Origin of the sequence: Paenibacillus sp. FSL R5-0378 (assembly GCF_038009285.1) — a bacterium.
Lineage (GTDB): Bacteria > Bacillota > Bacilli > Paenibacillales > Paenibacillaceae > Paenibacillus_AQ > Paenibacillus_AQ favisporus.
The window spans coordinates 1,837,023-1,856,684 of the sequence record NZ_JBBPAY010000001.1 but is presented as its reverse complement, the minus strand read 5'-3'; the positions used below and the strand labels follow the sequence as shown (position 1 = coordinate 1,856,684).

The following is a 19,662-nucleotide window of genomic DNA, read 5'->3' as shown; positions in this document are numbered from 1 at the left end:
AACTTATCACTTCGTAAACTCGAGAATCACAAATACATGCACACGCATATAAAGCCAGGCAGCACGGCAAGCATAAACGGAAAATGAAGCTGCTCTTTCCGATTTCCCCTCAAGCTGGTCAGGCTCCTTAATACAATAAATCCGGACAGGCTTCCCGCGGCTTGGCGCAGTCGCTTCATTGCGTCCCTCCTCCACAAGGAGATCAACAGCCCGATAATTCCCGCAAAGATGACCGAATAAACCACGCACTGAACCGCAAACAGAGCGCCCATCCAGGCACCGATCCCGGCAAACAGCTTCACATCTCCGGCTCCGACCGCGCCCATCCAGTACATGACGAGCAGCACCAGGAATCCGGCAGCCATCCCTTTCCCTGCAAACGCGAGACCGGACCAGCCGGCCCAAATTCCGTGGAAGGTTATCCCCGCGATAATTGCGCTGAAATTTAGCTTATTCGGGATTTTCATCGTCCGGATATCGGTCACAAAAGCAGCGGCAATCAGCACTGCACAACCATATATAGCTGGATTCACGGTACAACCGCCTCCTTTCCCCTTCTTTATGTAGTTGAACTCAACGAACTGTTACCGTAATTACGGTAAGGTATCGGACACATGAGGTTAACAGGCCAAAAAGAGGTTTTTCACGACCCAAACGAGGCTAGTACAACAATTGAGGTAAAACCACACCATTTGAGGTATGAGCTATCCCTTTACGACGGTAAACATAACCTCCAGCCGCTGGCCGTCCGAAGTCGTAATGACGAAGGGCCAGGTTCCGGGTGTCGTGTTAGGTCCTACCCACCATTCCCACTCGATGGTTCCATCCGCGTCCGCCTGCTTTTCCCCCAAGTATTTGGCGGTGCTTTGACCGCTTTTATAAAACACGGATAAATTAGCCGATCCGTTTGGAGCGATCTTGGCGCGCACTTTGGCTTTTTTGCCGACATACGCAGGATCTGGTTTGGATAAAATGCTGATAGATGTGCGTCCATCAACATCCCCTCCACCCTCTCCTGAGCCTTCTTCATCAGTGGCGCCGATCCACAGGCGTTCCTGTGCTTTGGCCTGAATCACGATTTTTCTATTGATAAAAGGGACCTTTATCGGCAGCTCGTAGCTCACTTCAATCCCAAAATACGGATCCGTCCTGTTCTTGAGGTCAGGGATTTGAATATTGGAAACATGAATTCGCTCGTAACTTAGAAAATGGCTTTGCATTTGTGGCTTCAATATCGGTTTGACCACCGGATCGAGCACCGCCTCTGCCGTCTGATTTTTTAAATCCTGGAGCGGGGCTTCGGCACGCCCCACTGCCTCATTCGTCCATTCCTTCAGGGGAGACGAAAGAGCCCCCGTATATTGGGAAGCCCAATCGCTTAGCGACAGCTCGGGAACCGACCAGCTCCCGGAGTCACGCTCCTTGGATTCGTCTCCCGTCCCTGCGGATGCTTCCGGCTGGATGGCCAAAGCCACCGGATATATGTGGGAAGATACCAGCTTGACGGTATCCGAAACGGTGCTCTGCAGCGCCGTAGAAATGAGTGTCATCTGAACGATATAAATCAGAAAAATGACGAAGAACAAAAAGACGGGCAGCACCAATGAGGCTTCCAGGACGATGCTGCCCAGCTCCCGCTTCTCCCGCTTCGGAAACGCCTTGGCAAAAGCAGAAGCTCTCCCCCAATTCATGCGGTGAAGCCGATCAATAAGCAAAATCCGCTTTTTTCGTAACATAGTAACGGTTTCCTTCCACGTTATCCGGACTGCCTCCGGCATAACCCGCCATTTGGATCACGCCGGGCAGAAACCACAGCCTCATTCCGATCCGGACTTCTCCTGACGCATACGTGGCGCGTTCTGCGGGATTAATTCCCGTATTCAGACGAATCAGCGCCAGCATTCTGGACATTTTCTTCTCATTGTCGCTGTGGATCAGCAGGAACAATCTCAAGTAGTCGCGGTATGTCATTTGAATCTTGACGTAACTGGACAGCTCTACGGATCCTTCCCTGCAGAGCTTCACCATGTCGGCCATGGCCATCTCTACTCCGTACAGCAGAGCTGCAGCTAGAACGAGCAGCGGGTTTCCCAGTTTGCTGTTCTTCACGAGCCCCTCCATGGTCCGAACCGCCAGCCGTGCTGCAAAAATTTCGGCATAGGCCGCTGACACATTACCCACCGGGTTATGGAAGCCGTACACGATATACTCCAGCTCTTGATGGCTTACGCTCATCTCATCGGCAACCGCATCCCCAAGCCGGCTTCCCGGGCTTGCCGCCGCATCTTTCAGCAGTCCAAGATCAAAATGGGTAAAATACAGCGCTGCATATTCGTTCTGGAACAGTTCATCCTTGATGCCCGACATCATCCCCGCCATGGATCCATACACCGAATCCGTCTGCTTCATGGCCGATTTGCCCGCATCATAGGGGTCATGGTCAAGATCGGTCCCCTTGTACTCGCTGCCTGCGTCTTCCTTATTAAAGGTCAAGCTATCGTCGTAATACTGCTGAAGCTCCTGGTATTCCTCATTGTGCTGCTTCACTTTCTGGTCCAGCTTATTAATGCTTTCCAAAATGCCCGCCGCTTCGGACAGCTTGGCCTTGCTCTGCTTTTCTTTTTCTTTCCTTTCCTTATCGGATCCCCGATGCTCCTGCAGCTGACCCGCCACCCGGTCGAGCTTATTCCCGCTGCCTGACACGGCGTAATCATGGACATAACGGTCAGCGGCGCTTACTCCCTGAATCACCTCATTTTTCATGCGCCCACTGCTTCCCTGAACTCCGGAAGACTCGGCAAGGGAAGATAAAAGAGTAGATAACTGGTTGTTAAATGCACTATAATCCTGTTTTTGGGTCTGAATTACATCATTCAGTTCCTGAAGCAGACTATCGGACAGCAGCAGTTGGTCTATGCCGTCCCGGATGCCATGAATCGCCGCTGGATCGCTTCCGGATGCTTCCGGTGCCGCCCCCGGGATTATGGCGCTCCCGACCTGATCGTAGCCTTCGGTCCCGCCGCGGTTTCCGGCTTCTGCAATCACTTCCTTCATCTTATCGTTGCTGCTCCGGGCCTCCTCCCAGTACTCCAGGGCATTCTGGAGTTCCTTCGCATGGCTCTTGGCCGCCGAGGACTGGATGCCCTGCAGGCGGGAAATGACCTTTCCTGAGCTGCGGTTATGCTCCTGTATTTCCGAGCTGTACTGTTCCTCTTCGTCTTCGCCACGGTTTGCATCCTGAATGACCTTGTCTACGTAGTCCTCATATTGTGCGGCGATGTCGGCCGCGGTGACCACTTCCGAAGAACCGAGCGATTGGTCCGGAATCGCCCCTCCGGCAGGCTTCATGATCAAATCCGGAGCCTCCTTCAGGCTTTGACCGGCCTTTCTCTGGGCCGCCAGCATCTGATCTAGGGCCTCCTCGCGCTTGTCATACAGCTTCTGCAGCTTGCCCAGGACATCCACCGTATCCGAGGCTTCCTTCATGGATTCGGACAGCGGCTTGAACCTGCTGACGAGTTCCAGGGAAAAGTCGATGGGCGCTTTATACTTCATCTCCTCGCTGACTTCCCTATTAAAAATGTCATACTCCCCCAGCATCCGTTCCATCTTGAGCGACGAGGTGTCCAGCTGAAGCGGAAGCAGATCAAACCGATCGCTGCGGTCTCCCTTATCCATCGTGCTGTTAAGCACGCCAGCCATAATCTGATCGCCGCTCGTGCTGCCATGTGCAAAAAGTCCATACCTTTCCTGCAGTTCAGGGTCGTACGACGACATGACCGACCGGACCGCCGCACGGACCAACCGCTCGCTCTGCGCCTTCATCGCCGCGATCCGGGCGTAGTCGATAAATAATGCGACAAACGCAAAAATCATGGCCAAAACCCCAATAAGAAAGATGGATACCGATCCACTTTCCGAGCGTCTCTTACCGAACAACCGCCAATCCTCCTCTCCGGGTCCTAAGGCTGGCTTCCGGAAGTTTGAAGCTGCTTCAGCACCCCAGCCGCGCTGCCTCGATCCATCCCTTCACCAGCATCATTCTTCTTGAACTTCGAGCCGTAGTATCTCATCAGATGGATGCTGCGGATAAATTCGACCGGATCCACGACCAATGAACTCCCAGAGGTTCGAAGCTCGCTCCCTCCGTCCAGCATGGCATCGAGCGGCCGAAGAGAGATCATTTGGTTCAAGCTGGCAGTTACTTTCCGCTGCAGCAAAGCATTTTTATAGGTCATATCCCCCTGCATGCCTGCCGGAATCGCCGAGCCGGTTTTGTTCAGCTTGATCGCCGTCAGCGCCCCTTGCGTAGAAGAGGTACTTGGAACAGGTACCGTCTGTGAGTTTTCGGCTCCTGCCCAGCCAAACAACGCACCAAGCCATTGATCGTCTGTCATTCGCCAATACAGCGAATCATATTGATTGACCGGAACCGAGCCGTCAAGCGCTTCTTTATGGCTGTTATCCCAGCTGTAGGCCGTGCGCTCCGCGGCTGCGGACGCCGCTTGATGCAGCATGCTCTGCTGATACATATATAGGGACAGAAACAGCAGAATCATCGTCGTGAACAGAACGACCGGCATGACGAGGGAGGCTTCCAGCGTAAAGCTTCCCTCGCATTCTTTTAACCTAGCTCGTAAATTCTTCACTTTTTTTGTTGACGTTAGCCAGCAGTTTGTTGATAAGCTCCATGATTTGCTTCTTAAACAGAAGCGCGATAATGAGGATCACGACGATAATCAGCAGCATTTCGAGCGTTCCGAGTCCCTCCTCGTCCCTCCATAATTTCTTGCCGCTTCGTCTTATCATTGTCAGCATTTATACCCCTCCTACATGTTCATCATCATAAAAGCCGGTGTGCCCACCAGCACAATCACGATCATAAAAATGACCATCATTGGAAAAACGAGCTTTGACGAAGCTTGCTCTCCTCGTGTCCGGGTAATGGCCTTGCGCTTCTCCCATAATCCCCGGGACAAGTCGTTCAGCGCCATGGCAAAGTCGCTGCCCCCTCGCCGTAAATTGAGCAGCACGGCTGTCGTAAACGCGGATACCTCCTGTACGGCACAGCGTTTGCTAAAATTTTCAAACGACTGCTGAAAGGAATATCCGCCTTCCAGATCATCGATCATCCGGATTAGTTCCTTATAAAGCGGATGATCCCTTTGGGCTTCCTTCTGACGTGCGCATCGCGTGATGGCCTTCTGCACCGTCTCGCCGGCTCCGACAAGCAGTACGATCTTGTTCAGCAGCTCAGCCAGCTCGATCGTAATATCCTGGTCCCGCTTATCGACCTTCGTATGCAGGTCCTTAATAATCGCGGCCGGCAGAAGGATGGCCAGCAGCCCTCCAATAATAAGCCCCGTGTTCCCCCCGGCGGCAAGCGTCAGCAGGCAGCCCAGCATCAGCATCAGCCAGCTGTAACACAGCATCTCTCCGGCATACAGGAGCGTCATCTCCACGCTGTGCCGCTGCCCGTGAATCTTCTGGATCGAGCGCTGAAGCCTGAAGAAGAAGAGCGGAAAACGAGCAGTCAGCTTGTACTGGTCGATGATGTACAGCATGGGCCGCATCACCGCTCTCAGCCGAATCCCTTCCATCGGCAATGTCATCAACCGCTTATACTTGTCGCCGCAGCGCTGGTTCTGCACCACCCAACCTCCCGCCAGCAGAACCAGCATCACGGTAGCCAATAATTTCATGTCTTCACCCCGTTCACACCTTGATATTCATCATTTTCATAATCCATAGCAGGCAGCCGCCCAGCCCCGCCAATGCACCTGTCGAAATCACGATGCCCATCCCGCTGTACAGCGGCTGCATATAGTCTCCAGCCGTAAAATTCATAAACATCAGCATCAGGATAGGCGCAGCCAACAAGGCTCTGGATTCAAACTTTTTCTGGGCGATCATGACCGAGATCTCCTGTTTGATATCCAGCTTCTCGCCGATCACCGTTGAGGTGTGCCGTACAACCTCGACAAGGTCTCCTCCCGTGCGCTTACACGTCGTGAACACATCCGCAAAATTCGTGATATCCTCCATTGCGGCACGGCGGCTGAAGTCATTCAGCGCATCCTCGACCGGTTCGCCGTATTCCATTCTTGCGCAGATAATGCCCAGCTCGGTAATCAGGTCATTCTCCGCATCCGGGTCGAGCATCCGCAGGTCCTGAATAGCCTCCCTAAATCCGTTCTCCACCGATTTGCCCGCAGACAGGGAGGAAGACAGCGAATACAGCGCCTGCTTAAAGTGAAGATTCATCGCGGTCCTCCGGCGCTCCAGAAGATGAGCCTTCCAAAACCGCGGAACGATCCATCCGCCGGATGCCATGATCATAGCTACGAGCCATTGATGATAGAACAAATACCCGATTCCGAAGCATAACAAGCCCCCAATAGCAATGCATGCCATACGCTGGAGCCCGTTCAGCTCATAAGTCTGGTAATTCGGAAGCTTCTTCCCTATCCCCTCTGGAGGGGGAGATCCCTCCATGCTTTGCCTCCTGAGCGCCCTGCCTGGCTTCTTGGGAGGAGCGGCCTTCCGCCGGTTACCGCTGCTCCCTGTTCCCTGCTGTTCGTGTAACATCGCTTCACCTCCCTGGTGACAGTACCCAACTGGTTTATTAAGGCCTTTTCATTTGATGCTGAATCAAGCAGCCCGCGATCCCAACCTCTTCATATTTGGATTAAAAATGTCCGCTTCACTTCTTAGCGGCAGCGATTCCCGCAGCCTGAAGCTTTGCGACATGAATCAATCCGTTTCCCGTCGGCTCCAACTCCCCTTCAACCTTTCCATCCTTCTCCCCCGTCTCCCGAAAACGGAACAACGGATTAAGGACCACCTCACCGTTCTCCAGCCCGGCCACCTCGCTGATTTCAGTGACCTTCCGCGTGCGGTCGCGCATCCTGGACAGATGGACAAAAATATCGATCGCCGAGCTGATCTGCTGGCGGACGACAGGCACAGGCAGATCAGCTCCGCTCAGCACCATCGTCTCCAGCCGGCTGATCATATCGCGCGTGTTGTTCGCATGGCCGGTCGATAAGCTTCCATCATGGCCGGTGTTCATCGCCTGCAGCATATCGAGCGCCTCGCTCCCCCGGACCTCGCCGACCACGATCCGATTGGGACGCATCCGAAGGGAGGAGCGGATCAGATCCCGGATGGCGATTTCCCCTCTCCCCTCCGTGTTGGCGTTACGGGTCTCCAGAGCGACCAGATTGGGGACCGTGACAATCTGAAGCTCAGCCGAATCTTCAATCGTGATCACCCGTTCGTCCGGCGGGATGAATTGTGACAGTGCATTGAGGAACGTCGTTTTGCCTGAGCCCGTCCCGCCGCTGATAAAGATGTTGTATTTCCCCACCACCAGCTGCTGCAGAAACTCAGCCGCCTCCGGACTCAGCGCTCTCCGGACGATCAAGTCCTGCATCGTCATCGGCGATTCGGGGAACTTCCGGATCGTCATCGTCGGCCCCTTCAGCGCAACCGGCGGCAGGACGATGTTGACCCGTGAGCCGTCCTTCAGCCTGGCGTCCACGATCGGCGAAGACTCGTTGACGACGCGGTTCACGCCGGCAACGATCGACTGGATAATGTCTTCAAGCCTCGACCTCGATTCGAACTTCAGCGGCAGCCGGGACACCACGCCGTCCTGCTCGATAAAAATATCCTCGTGGCTGTTGATCATAATTTCGGTAATCGCGGGATTGTCCACTAAAGGCTGCAAAATGTCGAGCCCGCGGAACGAATCGAAGATCCGCCGGATCAGGCTGCGCTTCTCCTGCGCGGTCAGCTCGCGAAGCTCAGGTCTCCTGAACACCGTCCGCTCGATATACTGCATCAGCTCCCGGTTGCCAAGCGCAGAAGTCACGTCCAGTCCGGACCGGATTTCTTGACGAAGCTCGCGGAACAGCTCTTCATCCATATCCCCTCACCCCTGAACCACTGACGAATGAGTCCCCCAAGAGGGACTTGCACAGCTTGAGGATATCCCGCTGGTAGATCGGCGAGCTGAGCAGCAGCTCTTCGTTGCTGTTCTGCTTCCAGGAAGGGGTATAAGGCAGAACGCCGTCCACCTCCGGAATGCACGCGGGCAGCGGATTGGCCAGCTGCCCGGTGAACCGGTTGACCACGTACCGGCTCTTTCCGGCAAGCTCGGCGAACAGTTCCGGCTGGCTCCGCTCCATAAACGCAAACCACTGGCCGTTTTTGTACAGATTGGTGATGTCGTCCAGCATCAGCCAGACCAGGTGGCGGCATCCTTCCAGGACGGCGGCCAGGCGTTCGTTCGGCCCGGAATCTGTGTCGGCGATCACCACGTCGTACCGGCCGCTTGCCGCGATGCTCTGCAGCAGCTTCCGTGTATCGGCTTTCCCCAATTGAACCAGCTCTTTCAAATTGGTGACGGGTTTGAACCAATCCGCACGAATTCCCGGATGATGGACGGTGTACGGCTCCGGAGATACCATCGTCTGCACACGCTTCTCCTCCTGGGCCGCTTTCAACTCGTACAGCATCCCGGGCAGCCCCTCGGCACTCTCCGCACCGCCCCCCTGTCTGGGAAAAATTCCGCTGCTGTTCACGGTTTCAAGGTTCAAATAAAATACCGACAGTCCGGCCGCCCCCAGCTGTTTGGCCATATTAACGGCGGCGGTCGTCTTCCCACTCCCGCCTACAATGGAGACGAAGCCGATCGTCACGGCCTCTCCGTCCGCCACCGGCAGCGTACGCCGCTGACCTTCCCTCCGGCATAAGCCGAGGATAGAAGCTATCAACTCTGGAAGGGGCTGATATTTGGGGAGCACCGGTCCTTGTATAGAGGCTGCCTCCCCATGTCCGAGCAAAACCCAGTTCGGTATATCGCCGTTCTTCCCGGCAAGCCAGGGTTCCAGGAAAGCGGCCTCCCCAACGACGGCGTCGGGCAGCTCCTCGCCGTCCATATACTTCATAAAAGCGTCCAATTTAGTGAATCCGGATATGTGCAGCTTGTCCCCAAACTCGCTGCTGTGAACATAGTGCAGGATACCCTCCAGATACTGCGCCTCCTTGACCGCAAGCGTAATTCGGTATGGTACCATCACGAATGATCCCTCCTCGTTTCAGACAGCAAAAAAGCACCGTCCAACAACCCGCCTGGCGGGTGTTAAACGGTGCTTCCGTTATTGGTAAGTATTTACTTAATTTAGAATTTATCACATCCGGACCGGAAACACAATACACTTTGACATGAAAAAATCGATCCGGTAACGGTTCATTTTTCACAGAAAACGGTTCCTAATCTCTGGCGTGGGCAGCAGGCAGGCTTCCTCCTTGCCAAACCAGCGGTACCGGTTGCGCGCGACCCAGCGATAGATCACGTTCCGGAGCGGCGCAGGCACAGCGATGAAAGCATACAGAAGCGGCCAAGGCTGCTTTAAACGCCGCACAATCCGCAAAGCCGCAGCAGATTCCGTATAATAGCGTCCGTTATCAATCAGAACGACGGTATTTAGGGTTCCGACTGGCAAGCCGCCCTCCCGGAGCAGCTTCTCTCCGATCTCGGACTGGAGAGAGGCAAAATGGAATATTCCTGCCGGATCCCGTTGGAGAATGAACTTGGTCAGCCCCTGGCATAAATGACAGACGCCGTCAATCAGAACAATGGCATTTGGCTTACCTGCGCTTCCTTGCTGCATGGTCATCGGCGAGCCCTCCCTTACCTCCAGTATCTTCCTTATTGCCTCGTAAATCAAGCCACCTCATAACTCCCCGAAAATAGAAAAAAGCACGGGATTCATAATCCCGCACCTGTATCTCCTGGATGATATTAATGGGCAAGCGCCTTATCAATCCATTGGTTCTCAACGATTTGCTGTTCCAGCTCGCCTGTAAAGCTCTCCATGCACTTGCAAATAAAGTCTTTGCGGCATACAGGACAAGGAGTTTTCTGCAATCGGCTGATGTTAGTCATTTTCCATTCCTGAAAACGGTTATAGAACGCACGGCACTCTGTTCCGTCAGCCAGGTTGATAATGAATTCGTACAATCCGCTTTTTTCATTGCTGCTGGCTTCTCTGACGTTCGTAATGATCGGTCTGTAAGACATATGCATCACCCGTTTATTTAGTTTTCTTGCCTCGGACAAATAGTACGTAACAAGTACTTAGACATATTAAATGAATTTTATATATCATGTCAACAAAGAAGGGTATGTAATTCATGTATTTGGCCCCAATATGTCTCTACAGTACCGATCTCTTTTGCTTCCCTTCAATATAAAGGATGCCTAACTCCCAAAGAAAATATCCAGAATCGTGCCAAGCTGATCTTTCTTTTTCCCTTCCAAAATATCGGGATTAAGCACCTCGACATTCCCGCAATGCTTGCAGGAAACAAATAAATAATGGATATGCTGGATATCAAACATCTTGCTGAGGCCGGCTCCCGTCATGGAAACCTCACGGATGTCGCAGATCCGCCCCTTGCACTTAACGCATACAAAACGATCCTCAATGATGTCCTTAATGCTCAAGCTGATCTCCCCTTTCCTTTGGTGCCTAACTATTTTACGCCAGGGCGGTGGAAATCGTTCCAGGGATATAGTTATGCCGTAAAAGGATACGACAAAAAGCCGGAAGCAGCCGCCACCGCGTGGTGAGCCCCCGGCTTTTGTTACGATGATAAAGTTCAGTGGAACTGAATCATTCCATCATCGCACGGAAAACCTCCGCGAAACGCGGCCAGTTTTCTATGAAGGTACGTCGATAGACGTTCGGATACATCCTGGCGTAATTTAAATAACGTTCAGCTCAACATCGATATTCCCCCGCGTGGCTTTGGAATACGGGCAGAATTCATGCGCCTTTTTCGCAAGCTCTTCCGCTTGTTCGCGTTCGATCCCGGGCAGCTTGATATCGAGACGGGCCGCAAGGCGGAAACCGCCGTCGCTTTCGTCTTTGCCGATCATGACGTTGGAAGTGACTTCCACATCATTCAGCTTGACGCCGGCCTGGCGGGCCACATTGGCCAGTGCGCTTTCGTAGCAGGCACCGTACCCGGCTGCAAACAGCTGCTCGGGGTTGGTTCCATTGCTGCCGGCTCCCCCTAATTCTTTGGGCATACTGAGTTCATGCTTCAGGACACCATCGGAGGATGCGACCGAACCCTCCCGGCCGCCATGGACCGTTGCCGTTGCCGTATATAGAGCTTTCATCTTCATCGACTCCTTTTCCTGAAATTTGACCCTACCCTCATTAATTAAAGCGATCCTTCCAAATTGAAACGGGATCCTTCGGGTAATGGCTATTCAGAAGAGGTGCGCATCCCATTCTTGTGTGTCCCAAAAATAATTGTACAACCACACAAAAGTTTCCCTAGACAAACAAATTTGTATGAGTACAATGAATAGTAGAACATTTATTACATTACAATAATTTTAATAAGGTGTGATGCATATGAAAGACACCGAAATTATACATCCTTCCAAGTCCAATACGTGGGAGAAACCGAAGGAACGAACTTCGCTGTCTGACGTAAACCAATCTATGAAGGTCCCGGTGAACGCCTCGACTTTTCGCAAATTTCTGGCCTTTGTCGGCCCCGGATATCTGGTTGCTGTAGGCTATATGGATCCCGGAAACTGGGCGACGGACATCGCCGGGGGATCCCGGTTCGGCTATTCCCTGCTGGCCGTGATCCTGCTGTCGAACCTGATGGCCGTCCTGCTCCAGTCGCTGTGCAGCAAGCTCGGCATCGTTACAGGCCACGACCTGGCGCAGGCGTGCCGCAGCCATTACAGCAAGCCGGTCAGCATCGGTCTGTGGGTGCTGTGTGAACTGGCCATCGCAGCCTGCGATCTGGCCGAAGTCATCGGTTCGGCGATCGCCCTGAAGCTGCTGTTCGGGATCCCGATCCTGTACGGCGTGCTGATCACCGCCCTCGACGTCCTGCTTGTGCTGCTGCTGCAGCACAAGGGCTTTCGGGCGATCGAGACGCTCGTCATCGTGCTGATCGTGACGATCGGACTGTGCTTCGGGATCGATCTGTGGCTCTCCAAGCCGGATGCCGCCAGCATCCTCACCGGGTTCATCCCGACGGCCGATCTGGTGACCGATCATCAGAAGCTCTATATCGCCATCGGCATCCTTGGCGCGACCGTTATGCCGCATAACCTGTACCTTCACTCATCGATCGTGCAGACCCGGCAGTACGAAAACACCGACAAGGGCAAGCGGGAAGCCATCAAATTTTCCGTGTGGGATTCGACGATTGCGCTGACGCTTGCCCTGTTCATCAACGCGGCGATCCTGATCGTCTCGGCGGCGACATTCCACAAGGCGGGGATGACTACCGTCGCCGACATCAGCGATGCGTACCATCTGCTGACGCCGCTGCTCGGAACGACGCTCGGAAGCATTTTGTTCGCCGTCGCCCTGCTGGCATCGGGCCAGAACTCGACGCTGACCGGCACGCTCGCCGGACAGATCGTCATGGAGGGCTTCCTGAACCTGCGGCTGCCGTCCTGGCTGCGCCGGCTGATCACCCGGATGATTGCCATCATCCCGGCGGTCATCGTAACGGCCATCTACGGCGAGAGCGGCACCGAGGATCTGCTTATTCTGAGCCAGGTCATCCTGTCCCTCCAGCTGCCGTTTGCAGTGGTTCCGCTGGTCAAGTTTACTAGCGACAAGAAACTTATGGGCAAATTCGTCAATCCGGTTTGGGTCAAAATATTGGCCTGGGTCGTGGCGGCATTTATCATTGTCCTGAACGTGTACCTTCTGGTTCAGACCATTTTCGGTTAATAGCACCGGACACAAAATAAAAGCCCCGTATCTCATGGATTCCATGGATACGGGGCTTTTTAAAATATCAGGACTTGCCAAGCTCGCTCAGGACCAGGTTCAGCTTCAGCACATTGACCCGCTTCTCGCCGAATACGCCGAGGTCCCGGCCCTCTGTGTTCCGCTCAACGAGACGGTCCAGCTCATCGGCCGAAACGCCGCGCAGTTTGCTGATCCGCGGTACCTGAGCTTTCGCTGATTCGGGTGTAATATGGGGATCCAGCCCGGAGCCCGAGTTGGTGATCAGGTCCACCGGAAGCTCGCTGACCGGCACATCAGGGTTGTTCTTTTGCCAATCCGCGACCGAGGCTTGAACCCGCTTCAGCAGCTCGGGATTGGACGGGGCATAGTTGTTCGATCCCGAACCCTCTGCCTTGTAATCAATGCTGGAAACCCGCCCCTGGAAGAAGGAAGGGTCCGTAAAGGACTGGCCAATCAGCTCGGAACCCACGACCTTTCCCGTGCTGTCCTTTAGCATGCTGCCGCTCGCCTGGTTTGGAAAGATCAGCTGGGCCAGGCCGGTGCTCACCAGCGGATACGCAATCCCGCATAGGACGATCAGCACCAGACTCGTGCGAAGGGCGACACCCCACAAGGAACCGTTCCACTTTTCTTCGCCGATCGCCGTCGTCACCGTCGTTTTCATATCGTATCATCCCTTTTTCATAATCTATCTATCGCCTATCCATTTCTTTAGTTCATTCTATCTAAATCCACAAATGGACCACTAGATCAATCAGCTTGATGCCGATAAAGGGCGCAATCACGCCGCCAAGACCAAAGATCAGCAGGTTGCGGCTGAGCAGGCGCGACGAGCTTATCGGCTTGTAGGCCACCCCTTTCATCGCCAGCGGGATGAGCAGCGGGATAATGACCGCATTGAAAATCAGGGCGCTTAAGATCGCCGAAAGCGGCGAGCCGAGCTTCATGACGTTCAGCACGTTCATTTCCGGGATGGCGGCCATGAACATGGCGGGAATGATGGCAAAATATTTGGCCACGTCATTCGCGATGCTGAACGTGGTAAGCGCGCCGCGGGTCATCAGCAGCTGCTTGCCGATGGCCACGACCTCGATGATCTTCGTCGGATCGGAATCGAGGTCGACCATGTTGGCCGCTTCCTTCGCGGCCGCCGTGCCGCTGTTCATCGCGAGCCCGACGTCGGCCTGGGCCAGCGCCGGCGCGTCGTTCGTGCCGTCGCCGGTCATGGCGACCAGCTTCCCTTCGGCCTGCTCGCGGCGGATGACCGCGATTTTGTCCTCCGGCTTGCTCTCGGCGATAAAGTCATCGACGCCCGCCTCCTGGGCGATCGTAGCCGCAGTCAGCGGGTTGTCGCCGGTACACATGATCGTCTTGATCCCCATCTGCCGGAGCTGGTCAAAGCGTTCCTTCATGCCGGGTTTGACCGTATCCTTCAGGTGAATCAACCCGTAAATACGGCTGTCCACAGCGACAGCCAGCGGCGTACCGCCTTCCGACGCGATTTTATCGGATTCCATATCCAGATCCGCCGGAATACTTCCGCCTTGGGCCTGCACCCAGCGCTTAACCGCGTCCACCGCCCCTTTACGGACATGCCGCCCATCCACCAGGTCGATGCCGCTCATCCGCGTCTCCGCCTTGAACTCGATAAACTCTCCAGCGGCGGCCGCTTCCGGATGAACCTCTATCGACTGCTTCTTCACCAGTTCCAGCACGGAGCGGCCTTCCGGCGTCTCGTCTTTAACCGAGCTGACGGCCGCCCAATAGGCGGTTTCCGCATAATCCGCGTCCCCCACCGGAATGAACTGGCTCGCCATCCGGTTACCGAAGGTAATCGTACCCGTTTTATCCAAAATGATCGTGTTGATGTCGCCGGATGCCTCGACGGCTTTCCCCGACATGGCCAGCACGTTGAACTGCGTAACCCGGTCCATGCCCGCGATGCCGATGGCGGACAGCAGCCCGCCGATCGTCGTCGGAATGAGGCACACGAGCAGGGAGATCAGCACCGGGATATCCAGCGAAATGCCGAAATACTTGGCAATTGGCGCTAACGTGACGACCACAATCAGAAATATCAACGTTAATGTTGTAAGCAGCGTGTTAAGAGCAATTTCGTTAGGTGTTTTCTGGCGCGCCGCCCCTTCGACCAGGGATATCATCCGGTCCAGGAACGATTCGCCTGGATCGCTTTTGATCATCACCTTGATCTGGTCGCTGACGACGCGAGTTCCCCCGGTGACCGAGCTGAAATCGCCGCCGGCTTCTTTGATCACCGGTGCCGATTCGCCGGTAATCGCCGATTCATCCACCGATGCAAGACCTTCGATGACTTCCCCGTCACCCGGGATCATCTCTCCCTGGGAGACGATGACGACATCGCCTTTGCGCAGCTCGGCCGAACTCACGACCTTGATCTCGCCGCCCACCATTTTGTTCGCCGTCGTGTCTTTTTTGCTCTTCTTGAGCGTATCGGCCTGGGCCTTGCCCCTGCCTTCCGCCAGCGCCTCCGCGAAATTCGCGAACAGGACGGTGAAGAGCAATATCAGAAACACGGTCAGATTAAACCCTATCCGTCCCTCGGTATGAAAATAAGAGGGAAAAAGAACCATCAGCAGCACAACGAAGGTGCCGACCTCCACAACGAACATGACCGGATTTTTCATCATTACGGCCGGGTTCAGTTTCATAAAGCTGTCTTTCAGCGCCTGTTTGGCAATGCCGCCAGACAGCATACTTTTGCGTTGTCCGCTCATGACTTGCTCCACCTCTTTAGTTAAGTGTTAAAAATTCGGCGACCGGCCCCAAAACGAGGACCGGAAGGAACGTCAGCGCTCCGATCAGCAGCACGGTTCCGGTCAAAATGCCGGCGAACAGCTTGTTGTCGGTCCGGAAGGTGCCCTGAGTCTCGGCGACCTTCTGCTTCACCGCCAGCGAACCTGCAACGGCGAGCAGCGCAATAATCGAAATATATCGGCCGAGGAGCATCACCAGACCGGTGCTGACGTTCCAGAATACGGTATTGTCTGCCAATCCCTCGAACCCGGAGCCGTTATTCGCCGCCGAGGAGGTGAACTCATAGAGCGACTGGCTCAAGCTGTGATACGAAGGATTGGAGAAGGCGTCGGTACCCAGGTGCGTCATAAACGAAATCGCCGTCGGAGCAAGAATAATGAAGGGATGCATCAGAATCGCCACCGCGATCAGCTTCATCTCCCGGGCTTCGATCTTCCGGCCCAGAAATTCCGGCGTCCGGCCAACCATCAGGCCGCAGATAAATACGCCGAGGATTGCATACATGATCATATTGACGAAACCGACCCCCTTGCCGCCGAACACGACGTTCAGCATCATTTCGGCCAAGGGCGCAAGTCCTCCCAGCGGCGTCAGCGTATCATGCATGTTGTTGACCGACCCCGTCGTTGCGGCGGTGGTGACGGTTGTGAACAACGCGGACTGCGCGATGCCAAAGCGCACCTCCTTGCCTTCCATGCTGCCGGCCGAGCTGTTGATTCCCAATTGGTTGATCAGCGGGTTGCCGGCTTTTTCCGAGAAATACGTCAGGCACAGGAACGCTACGAACAGCGTCATCATGACGCTGAAAATCATCCAGCCCTGCTTCTTGTTCCGGGCGAACCGTCCGAACGTGTAAGGCAGTGACGCCGAAATTGTCCACATGCTGAGAATTTCGATCACGTTGGTCAGCGGGCTTGGGTTCTCGAACGGATGGGCCGAGTTGACACCGAAGAAGCCTCCCCCGTTCGTTCCGAGGTGCTTGATCGATTCCAGCGAGGCTACAGGACCCAGCGGAATCTGCTGCACGCCGCCTCCCAGCGTTTGCACGGCCCGCATCGGCTCCAGCGTCTGCGGCACTTTGAGCCCGACCAGCACCAGGGTTACGATGAGGGCAAGCGGCACGAACAGGCGGACATGCGCCTTGATAAAATCCTCGAAGAAGTTCCCGAGCCCCTCACCCCTGCGGGTGATGCCGCGCATAAAAGCAATCGCGATAGCCAGGCCCGAGGCTGCCGAGGTAAACATCATCATCGTGATGACGATCATTTGGCCAAAATAAGACATGCCGCTCTCTCCGCTGTAATGCTGGAGGTTCGTGTTCGTCATAAAGCTGATGACCGTGTTGAAGGACAGGCTCGCCTCCATATTGCCGATGCCGTTCGGGTTGCCCGGAAGGGCGCCCATCGTTCGCAGCAATATATAGCTGATCGCTACCAGAAAGATATTGGTTGCGATCATGCTGAGCGCGTACTTTTTCCAATTCATGCTGCCCCGCTGCTTCAGCCCGATGATCCGGTATAAAACTCTTTCCACGCCGCCGAAAATCCGGTCCGTCCGGTTCGGTTCATTGGAGAATATATGATATACGTAAGTGCCTACCGGCTTCACGAGCAGCAGGAGCACGAAAATGACGATACAAATTTGCAAAATATCCAAGGCTGGCTTCCCCCTCTTACGAGCATGTTCTGCTTTGGCCCCTTGAGGCTTACAGATTTAAAATACCGGTCAAAATTTTTCCGGATGGATCAAGGCGTAAACCAAATAGATAAAGACAAGCACGGCGAATGCCCCAACGACAATCATTGGTCTTTGCCCCCTTCTTCCACCACTTGGCCGCACCAATGAAAAAATAACAAGAACACGCCAAAGGTGGCAGCGAGCGCAAGTATCATATATACATCCATCATCGTTTCCGGTCTCTCCTTTGCATGGTTAGAATCATCTTTATTTCAGTAAAAATCCGACTTCGCCGTTTAAGGTATAAATGATGTGATCTGCACCAAGCCCCCGGTAAATGCCGGGTGAGCTGCCCCTCTGCGTAATGACATATACCGGTTCCGACGTCCAGGGACGGCAGATCTGCAAATAGCGGCAGGTCAGGTTGAGGCTGCTTTCAAAAAGAAAGATTTTGCCGACCTCCATTTCGGGCACCACCCAATCCTCCGCGTGATTCGTATTCAGCCGGATGATCCGCTGCACCCCCATTTTTCTCAAGAGGCGTTCCTCCCGGGCACTGTTGGTCAGAACGGCAAAGGGCCTCTTCCAATACATCAGCAGCTTGATAAAATTGCGTCCCGCCTCGTTCGGCGCGGTCACGATGACGACGTTGTCCATTTCAAAGGCTCCTCCTGTGCGGCAGCCGCGAATACGCAAAAGAAGCCGCAGGGAAAGAAGGACCTTTCCCGCGGCTTCTTGAATGTGGACGAATATGAAGGATCGTCCTATATTCAAAATGCGCACGACAAGTGCTGTCTCTCTCCCGTTACGCTGACGAGGTTAGCTGTCGGATTCGGGCGTGAGAGTCGCCCTACCTTCCGGTACTTACCGTACCGGAAAGATTCACCCCGGCGGCTTCCATTCCAGGCGGCCGCTGTGGTTCCCCCGCTCCCGGCCGTTTCCGGCCGAAATTAAGCGTTATTGATAAGTGTATGTGATTGTGATGAATGCTCTCTTTTGTTCCAGTAAGCTAAAAAAGGGTAAAAAAAAACACAGAGGCCAGCTGATCCCCCTGTGATCCGAAAGTTTATTCGGGTCGCAAGTTTCATCATTCCTCTCTCAAACGACGCTTACGAGGTTAGCTGACGGATTCGAGCGGTGAGAGTCGCTCTACCCGGCCGGATCCATGGCATCCGTAGCCGGGATTCACCCCTGCGGCTGGCAGCAGACCCCCGACTCTCACACCGGTTCGCTGCTCCATGGCACGCGTTTGGTTCCCCCGATTTCCGCGCTTTTTTGCGGAAACTCAGCGATTAGTAATGGAAACTGTATTGAATACGCTCTGAATCATACACCCGCTCCTTCCAAGCTGTAAAGGCAGTCTAAAAATCATGAACCGCGAATTTTGGAACATTCAGGACCTTATTAGCGCTTACATTTTGGCTTTTTGACTTCTACCTCTTCCATGCTCCCGATTTGGCGCATTTATGGAATCCAGGTCATTAAGGGACACTGGCTCGCAGGAATATCCGCATTGACATTACAGTTCAATCGTTTAAAATTAAATTGTGTGCTTGGTAAATGATTCGGCTGGATGATGATTCATAGCAGCACAAAAGGAGGAGGATGGCAGTGAGCGTCTATGATTTTCAAGTGAACACGCTGCGCGGTAAAGAGGTATCGTTAAAGGAATATGAAGGTGACGTGCTGCTGATCGTGAACACGGCCAGCAAATGCGGATTTACGCCGCAGTTTCGCGGGCTGCAGGAGCTGTACGACGAGTTCGGCGACCATCATTTTCAAATTCTCGGTTTTCCGAGCAACCAGTTTGCCAATCAGGAGCCCGGTACCAGCGAGGAGATCGGCGAATTCTGCCAGATGAATTACGGGGTCACGTTCCCGATGTTTGAGAAGATCGACGTCAAGGGCAGCAACGCCCACCCACTGTTTCAATACCTGACCCGGGAAGCGCCGGGCGTGCTCGGATCGAAAGCGGTCAAGTGGAACTTTACCAAGTTCCTGGTCGACTCCAAGGGCAGGGTCATCAAGCGTTACGCGCCCAAAACGACACCGGACAAAATCGAAAACGACATTCGCAAGCTGCTTGCATCCGGAAAAAGCGAATAGGCAAATCAGCTCTACAAAATAACGCTACTTGCTGCGATCCGAAATTCACTTGCTTTGCGGGAACCCAAAATATACGAAAATGCATTAAGCAACAAAAAAAGCTTCCCTGGATTTCTCCAAGGAAGCTTCTTTCTGTGTTCATAGATGCGGTAGAGAGGACTCGAACCTCCACGGGCGTACGCCCACTACCCCCTCAAGATAGCGTGTCTGCCATTCCACCACTACCGCATATCCAAAGTTCATTTAGCGAACTTTTTTATTATACACAAAATCA

The 19,662-nt window shown here is 54.1% G+C and carries 20 protein-coding genes, 1 tRNA gene and 2 riboswitches; of the genes, 2 read left to right on the top strand and 19 right to left on the bottom strand.

Annotated elements, in window-relative coordinates; genetic code table 11:
- Positions 1 to 26 precede the first annotated feature (26 nt).
- The 13 genes from MKY74_RS08590 to MKY74_RS08530 form a co-directional block, all read right to left on the bottom strand.
- Positions 27 to 533 carry an A24 family peptidase gene (locus MKY74_RS08590; protein WP_076173465.1) on the bottom strand — a complete coding sequence of 169 codons (507 nt, stop codon included), beginning with the start codon at positions 531 to 533 and terminating at the stop codon, positions 27 to 29.
- A 171-nt stretch (positions 534 to 704) separates the two neighbouring features.
- The gene (locus MKY74_RS08585) at positions 705 to 1,736 is read right to left on the bottom strand and encodes a TadE/TadG family type IV pilus assembly protein (protein ID WP_076173466.1); all 1,032 of its coding nucleotides are present in this window, start codon (positions 1,734 to 1,736) and stop codon (positions 705 to 707) included.
- On the bottom strand, positions 1,705 to 3,939 hold the full coding sequence (locus MKY74_RS08580; RefSeq protein ID WP_076173467.1) for a TadE/TadG family type IV pilus assembly protein: 2,235 nt from the start codon (positions 3,937 to 3,939) through the stop codon (positions 1,705 to 1,707). The genes MKY74_RS08585 and MKY74_RS08580 overlap by 32 nt, the downstream gene beginning before the upstream one ends.
- A 23-nt stretch (positions 3,940 to 3,962) precedes the next feature.
- Entirely contained in the window at positions 3,963 to 4,583 is a 621-nt protein-coding gene (locus MKY74_RS08575; RefSeq protein WP_084204051.1) for a pilus assembly protein TadE, read from the bottom strand.
- A 46-nt stretch (positions 4,584 to 4,629) separates the two neighbouring features.
- Complete coding sequence (locus MKY74_RS08570; RefSeq protein WP_076173469.1) at positions 4,630 to 4,818, bottom strand: Flp1 family type IVb pilin; 189 nt, start codon at positions 4,816 to 4,818, stop codon at positions 4,630 to 4,632.
- 11 nt (positions 4,819 to 4,829) lie between these two features.
- Positions 4,830 to 5,702: a type II secretion system F family protein gene (locus MKY74_RS08565; protein ID WP_076173470.1), complete on the bottom strand. Its 873-nt coding sequence runs from the start codon at positions 5,700 to 5,702 to the stop codon at positions 4,830 to 4,832.
- Positions 5,703 to 5,715: 13 nt separating this feature from the next.
- On the bottom strand, positions 5,716 to 6,495 hold the full coding sequence (locus MKY74_RS08560) for a type II secretion system F family protein (protein ID WP_076173471.1): 780 nt from the start codon (positions 6,493 to 6,495) through the stop codon (positions 5,716 to 5,718).
- 208 nt (positions 6,496 to 6,703) lie between these two features.
- Positions 6,704 to 7,930 carry a CpaF family protein gene (locus MKY74_RS08555; RefSeq protein ID WP_076173472.1) on the bottom strand — a complete coding sequence of 409 codons (1,227 nt, stop codon included), beginning with the start codon at positions 7,928 to 7,930 and terminating at the stop codon, positions 6,704 to 6,706.
- On the bottom strand, positions 7,923 to 9,086 hold the full coding sequence (locus MKY74_RS08550; RefSeq protein WP_144025479.1) for a hypothetical protein: 1,164 nt from the start codon (positions 9,084 to 9,086) through the stop codon (positions 7,923 to 7,925). Before MKY74_RS08550 ends, MKY74_RS08555 begins: the two co-directional genes overlap by 8 nt.
- Positions 9,087 to 9,263: 177 nt before the next feature.
- Positions 9,264 to 9,686: a thiol-disulfide oxidoreductase DCC family protein gene (locus tag MKY74_RS08545; RefSeq protein ID WP_076173474.1), complete on the bottom strand. Its 423-nt coding sequence runs from the start codon at positions 9,684 to 9,686 to the stop codon at positions 9,264 to 9,266.
- Between the two features lie 125 nt (positions 9,687 to 9,811).
- Positions 9,812 to 10,090 carry a hypothetical protein gene (locus tag MKY74_RS08540; RefSeq protein WP_076173475.1) on the bottom strand — a complete coding sequence of 93 codons (279 nt, stop codon included), beginning with the start codon at positions 10,088 to 10,090 and terminating at the stop codon, positions 9,812 to 9,814.
- Between the two features lie 180 nt (positions 10,091 to 10,270).
- Positions 10,271 to 10,516, bottom strand: a complete 246-nt coding sequence (locus MKY74_RS08535; RefSeq protein ID WP_076173476.1) for a zinc ribbon domain-containing protein — start codon at positions 10,514 to 10,516, stop codon at positions 10,271 to 10,273.
- A 261-nt stretch (positions 10,517 to 10,777) separates the two neighbouring features.
- Positions 10,778 to 11,197 carry an organic hydroperoxide resistance protein gene (locus tag MKY74_RS08530; protein ID WP_076173477.1) on the bottom strand — a complete coding sequence of 140 codons (420 nt, stop codon included), beginning with the start codon at positions 11,195 to 11,197 and terminating at the stop codon, positions 10,778 to 10,780.
- Between the two features lie 241 nt (positions 11,198 to 11,438).
- Here MKY74_RS08530 and MKY74_RS08525 point away from each other — a divergent pair, with 241 nt between their 5' ends.
- Positions 11,439 to 12,788, top strand: coding sequence for an Nramp family divalent metal transporter (locus tag MKY74_RS08525; protein ID WP_076173478.1), 1,350 nt, complete (start codon positions 11,439 to 11,441; stop codon positions 12,786 to 12,788).
- A 67-nt stretch (positions 12,789 to 12,855) separates the two neighbouring features.
- On the opposite strand, the gene kdpC is transcribed toward MKY74_RS08525, so the two are convergent.
- The 5 genes from kdpC to MKY74_RS08505 form a co-directional block, all read right to left on the bottom strand.
- Positions 12,856 to 13,473 carry a potassium-transporting ATPase subunit KdpC gene (kdpC, locus tag MKY74_RS08520; RefSeq protein ID WP_076173479.1) on the bottom strand — a complete coding sequence of 206 codons (618 nt, stop codon included), beginning with the start codon at positions 13,471 to 13,473 and terminating at the stop codon, positions 12,856 to 12,858.
- 61 nt (positions 13,474 to 13,534) lie between these two features.
- Positions 13,535 to 15,565 (bottom strand): potassium-transporting ATPase subunit KdpB, encoded by a 2,031-nt coding sequence (gene kdpB, locus MKY74_RS08515; RefSeq protein WP_076173480.1) that lies wholly within the window; start codon positions 15,563 to 15,565, stop codon positions 13,535 to 13,537.
- A gap of 16 nt (positions 15,566 to 15,581) precedes the next feature.
- The gene (gene kdpA, locus MKY74_RS08510; protein ID WP_076173481.1) at positions 15,582 to 17,261 is read right to left on the bottom strand and encodes a potassium-transporting ATPase subunit KdpA; all 1,680 of its coding nucleotides are present in this window, start codon (positions 17,259 to 17,261) and stop codon (positions 15,582 to 15,584) included.
- Positions 17,262 to 17,330: 69 nt separating this feature from the next.
- Positions 17,331 to 17,408, bottom strand: coding sequence for a K(+)-transporting ATPase subunit F (gene kdpF, locus MKY74_RS35670; protein ID WP_354502751.1), 78 nt, complete (start codon positions 17,406 to 17,408; stop codon positions 17,331 to 17,333).
- Positions 17,409 to 17,549: 141 nt separating this feature from the next.
- Entirely contained in the window at positions 17,550 to 17,939 is a 390-nt protein-coding gene (locus MKY74_RS08505; protein ID WP_076173483.1) for a hypothetical protein, read from the bottom strand.
- Positions 17,940 to 18,076: 137 nt separating this feature from the next.
- Positions 18,077 to 18,249, bottom strand: a riboswitch (cyclic di-AMP (ydaO/yuaA leader).
- Positions 18,250 to 18,372: 123 nt separating this feature from the next.
- Positions 18,373 to 18,583: riboswitch (cyclic di-AMP (ydaO/yuaA leader) on the bottom strand.
- 310 nt (positions 18,584 to 18,893) lie between these two features.
- Here MKY74_RS08505 and MKY74_RS08500 point away from each other — a divergent pair.
- Complete coding sequence (locus MKY74_RS08500) at positions 18,894 to 19,388, top strand: glutathione peroxidase (RefSeq protein ID WP_076173484.1); 495 nt, start codon at positions 18,894 to 18,896, stop codon at positions 19,386 to 19,388.
- A gap of 145 nt (positions 19,389 to 19,533) precedes the next feature.
- Here MKY74_RS08500 and MKY74_RS08495 read toward each other — a convergent pair.
- Positions 19,534 to 19,616: transfer RNA gene (locus MKY74_RS08495), tRNA-Leu, on the bottom strand.
- Positions 19,617 to 19,662: the final 46 nt, after the last annotated feature.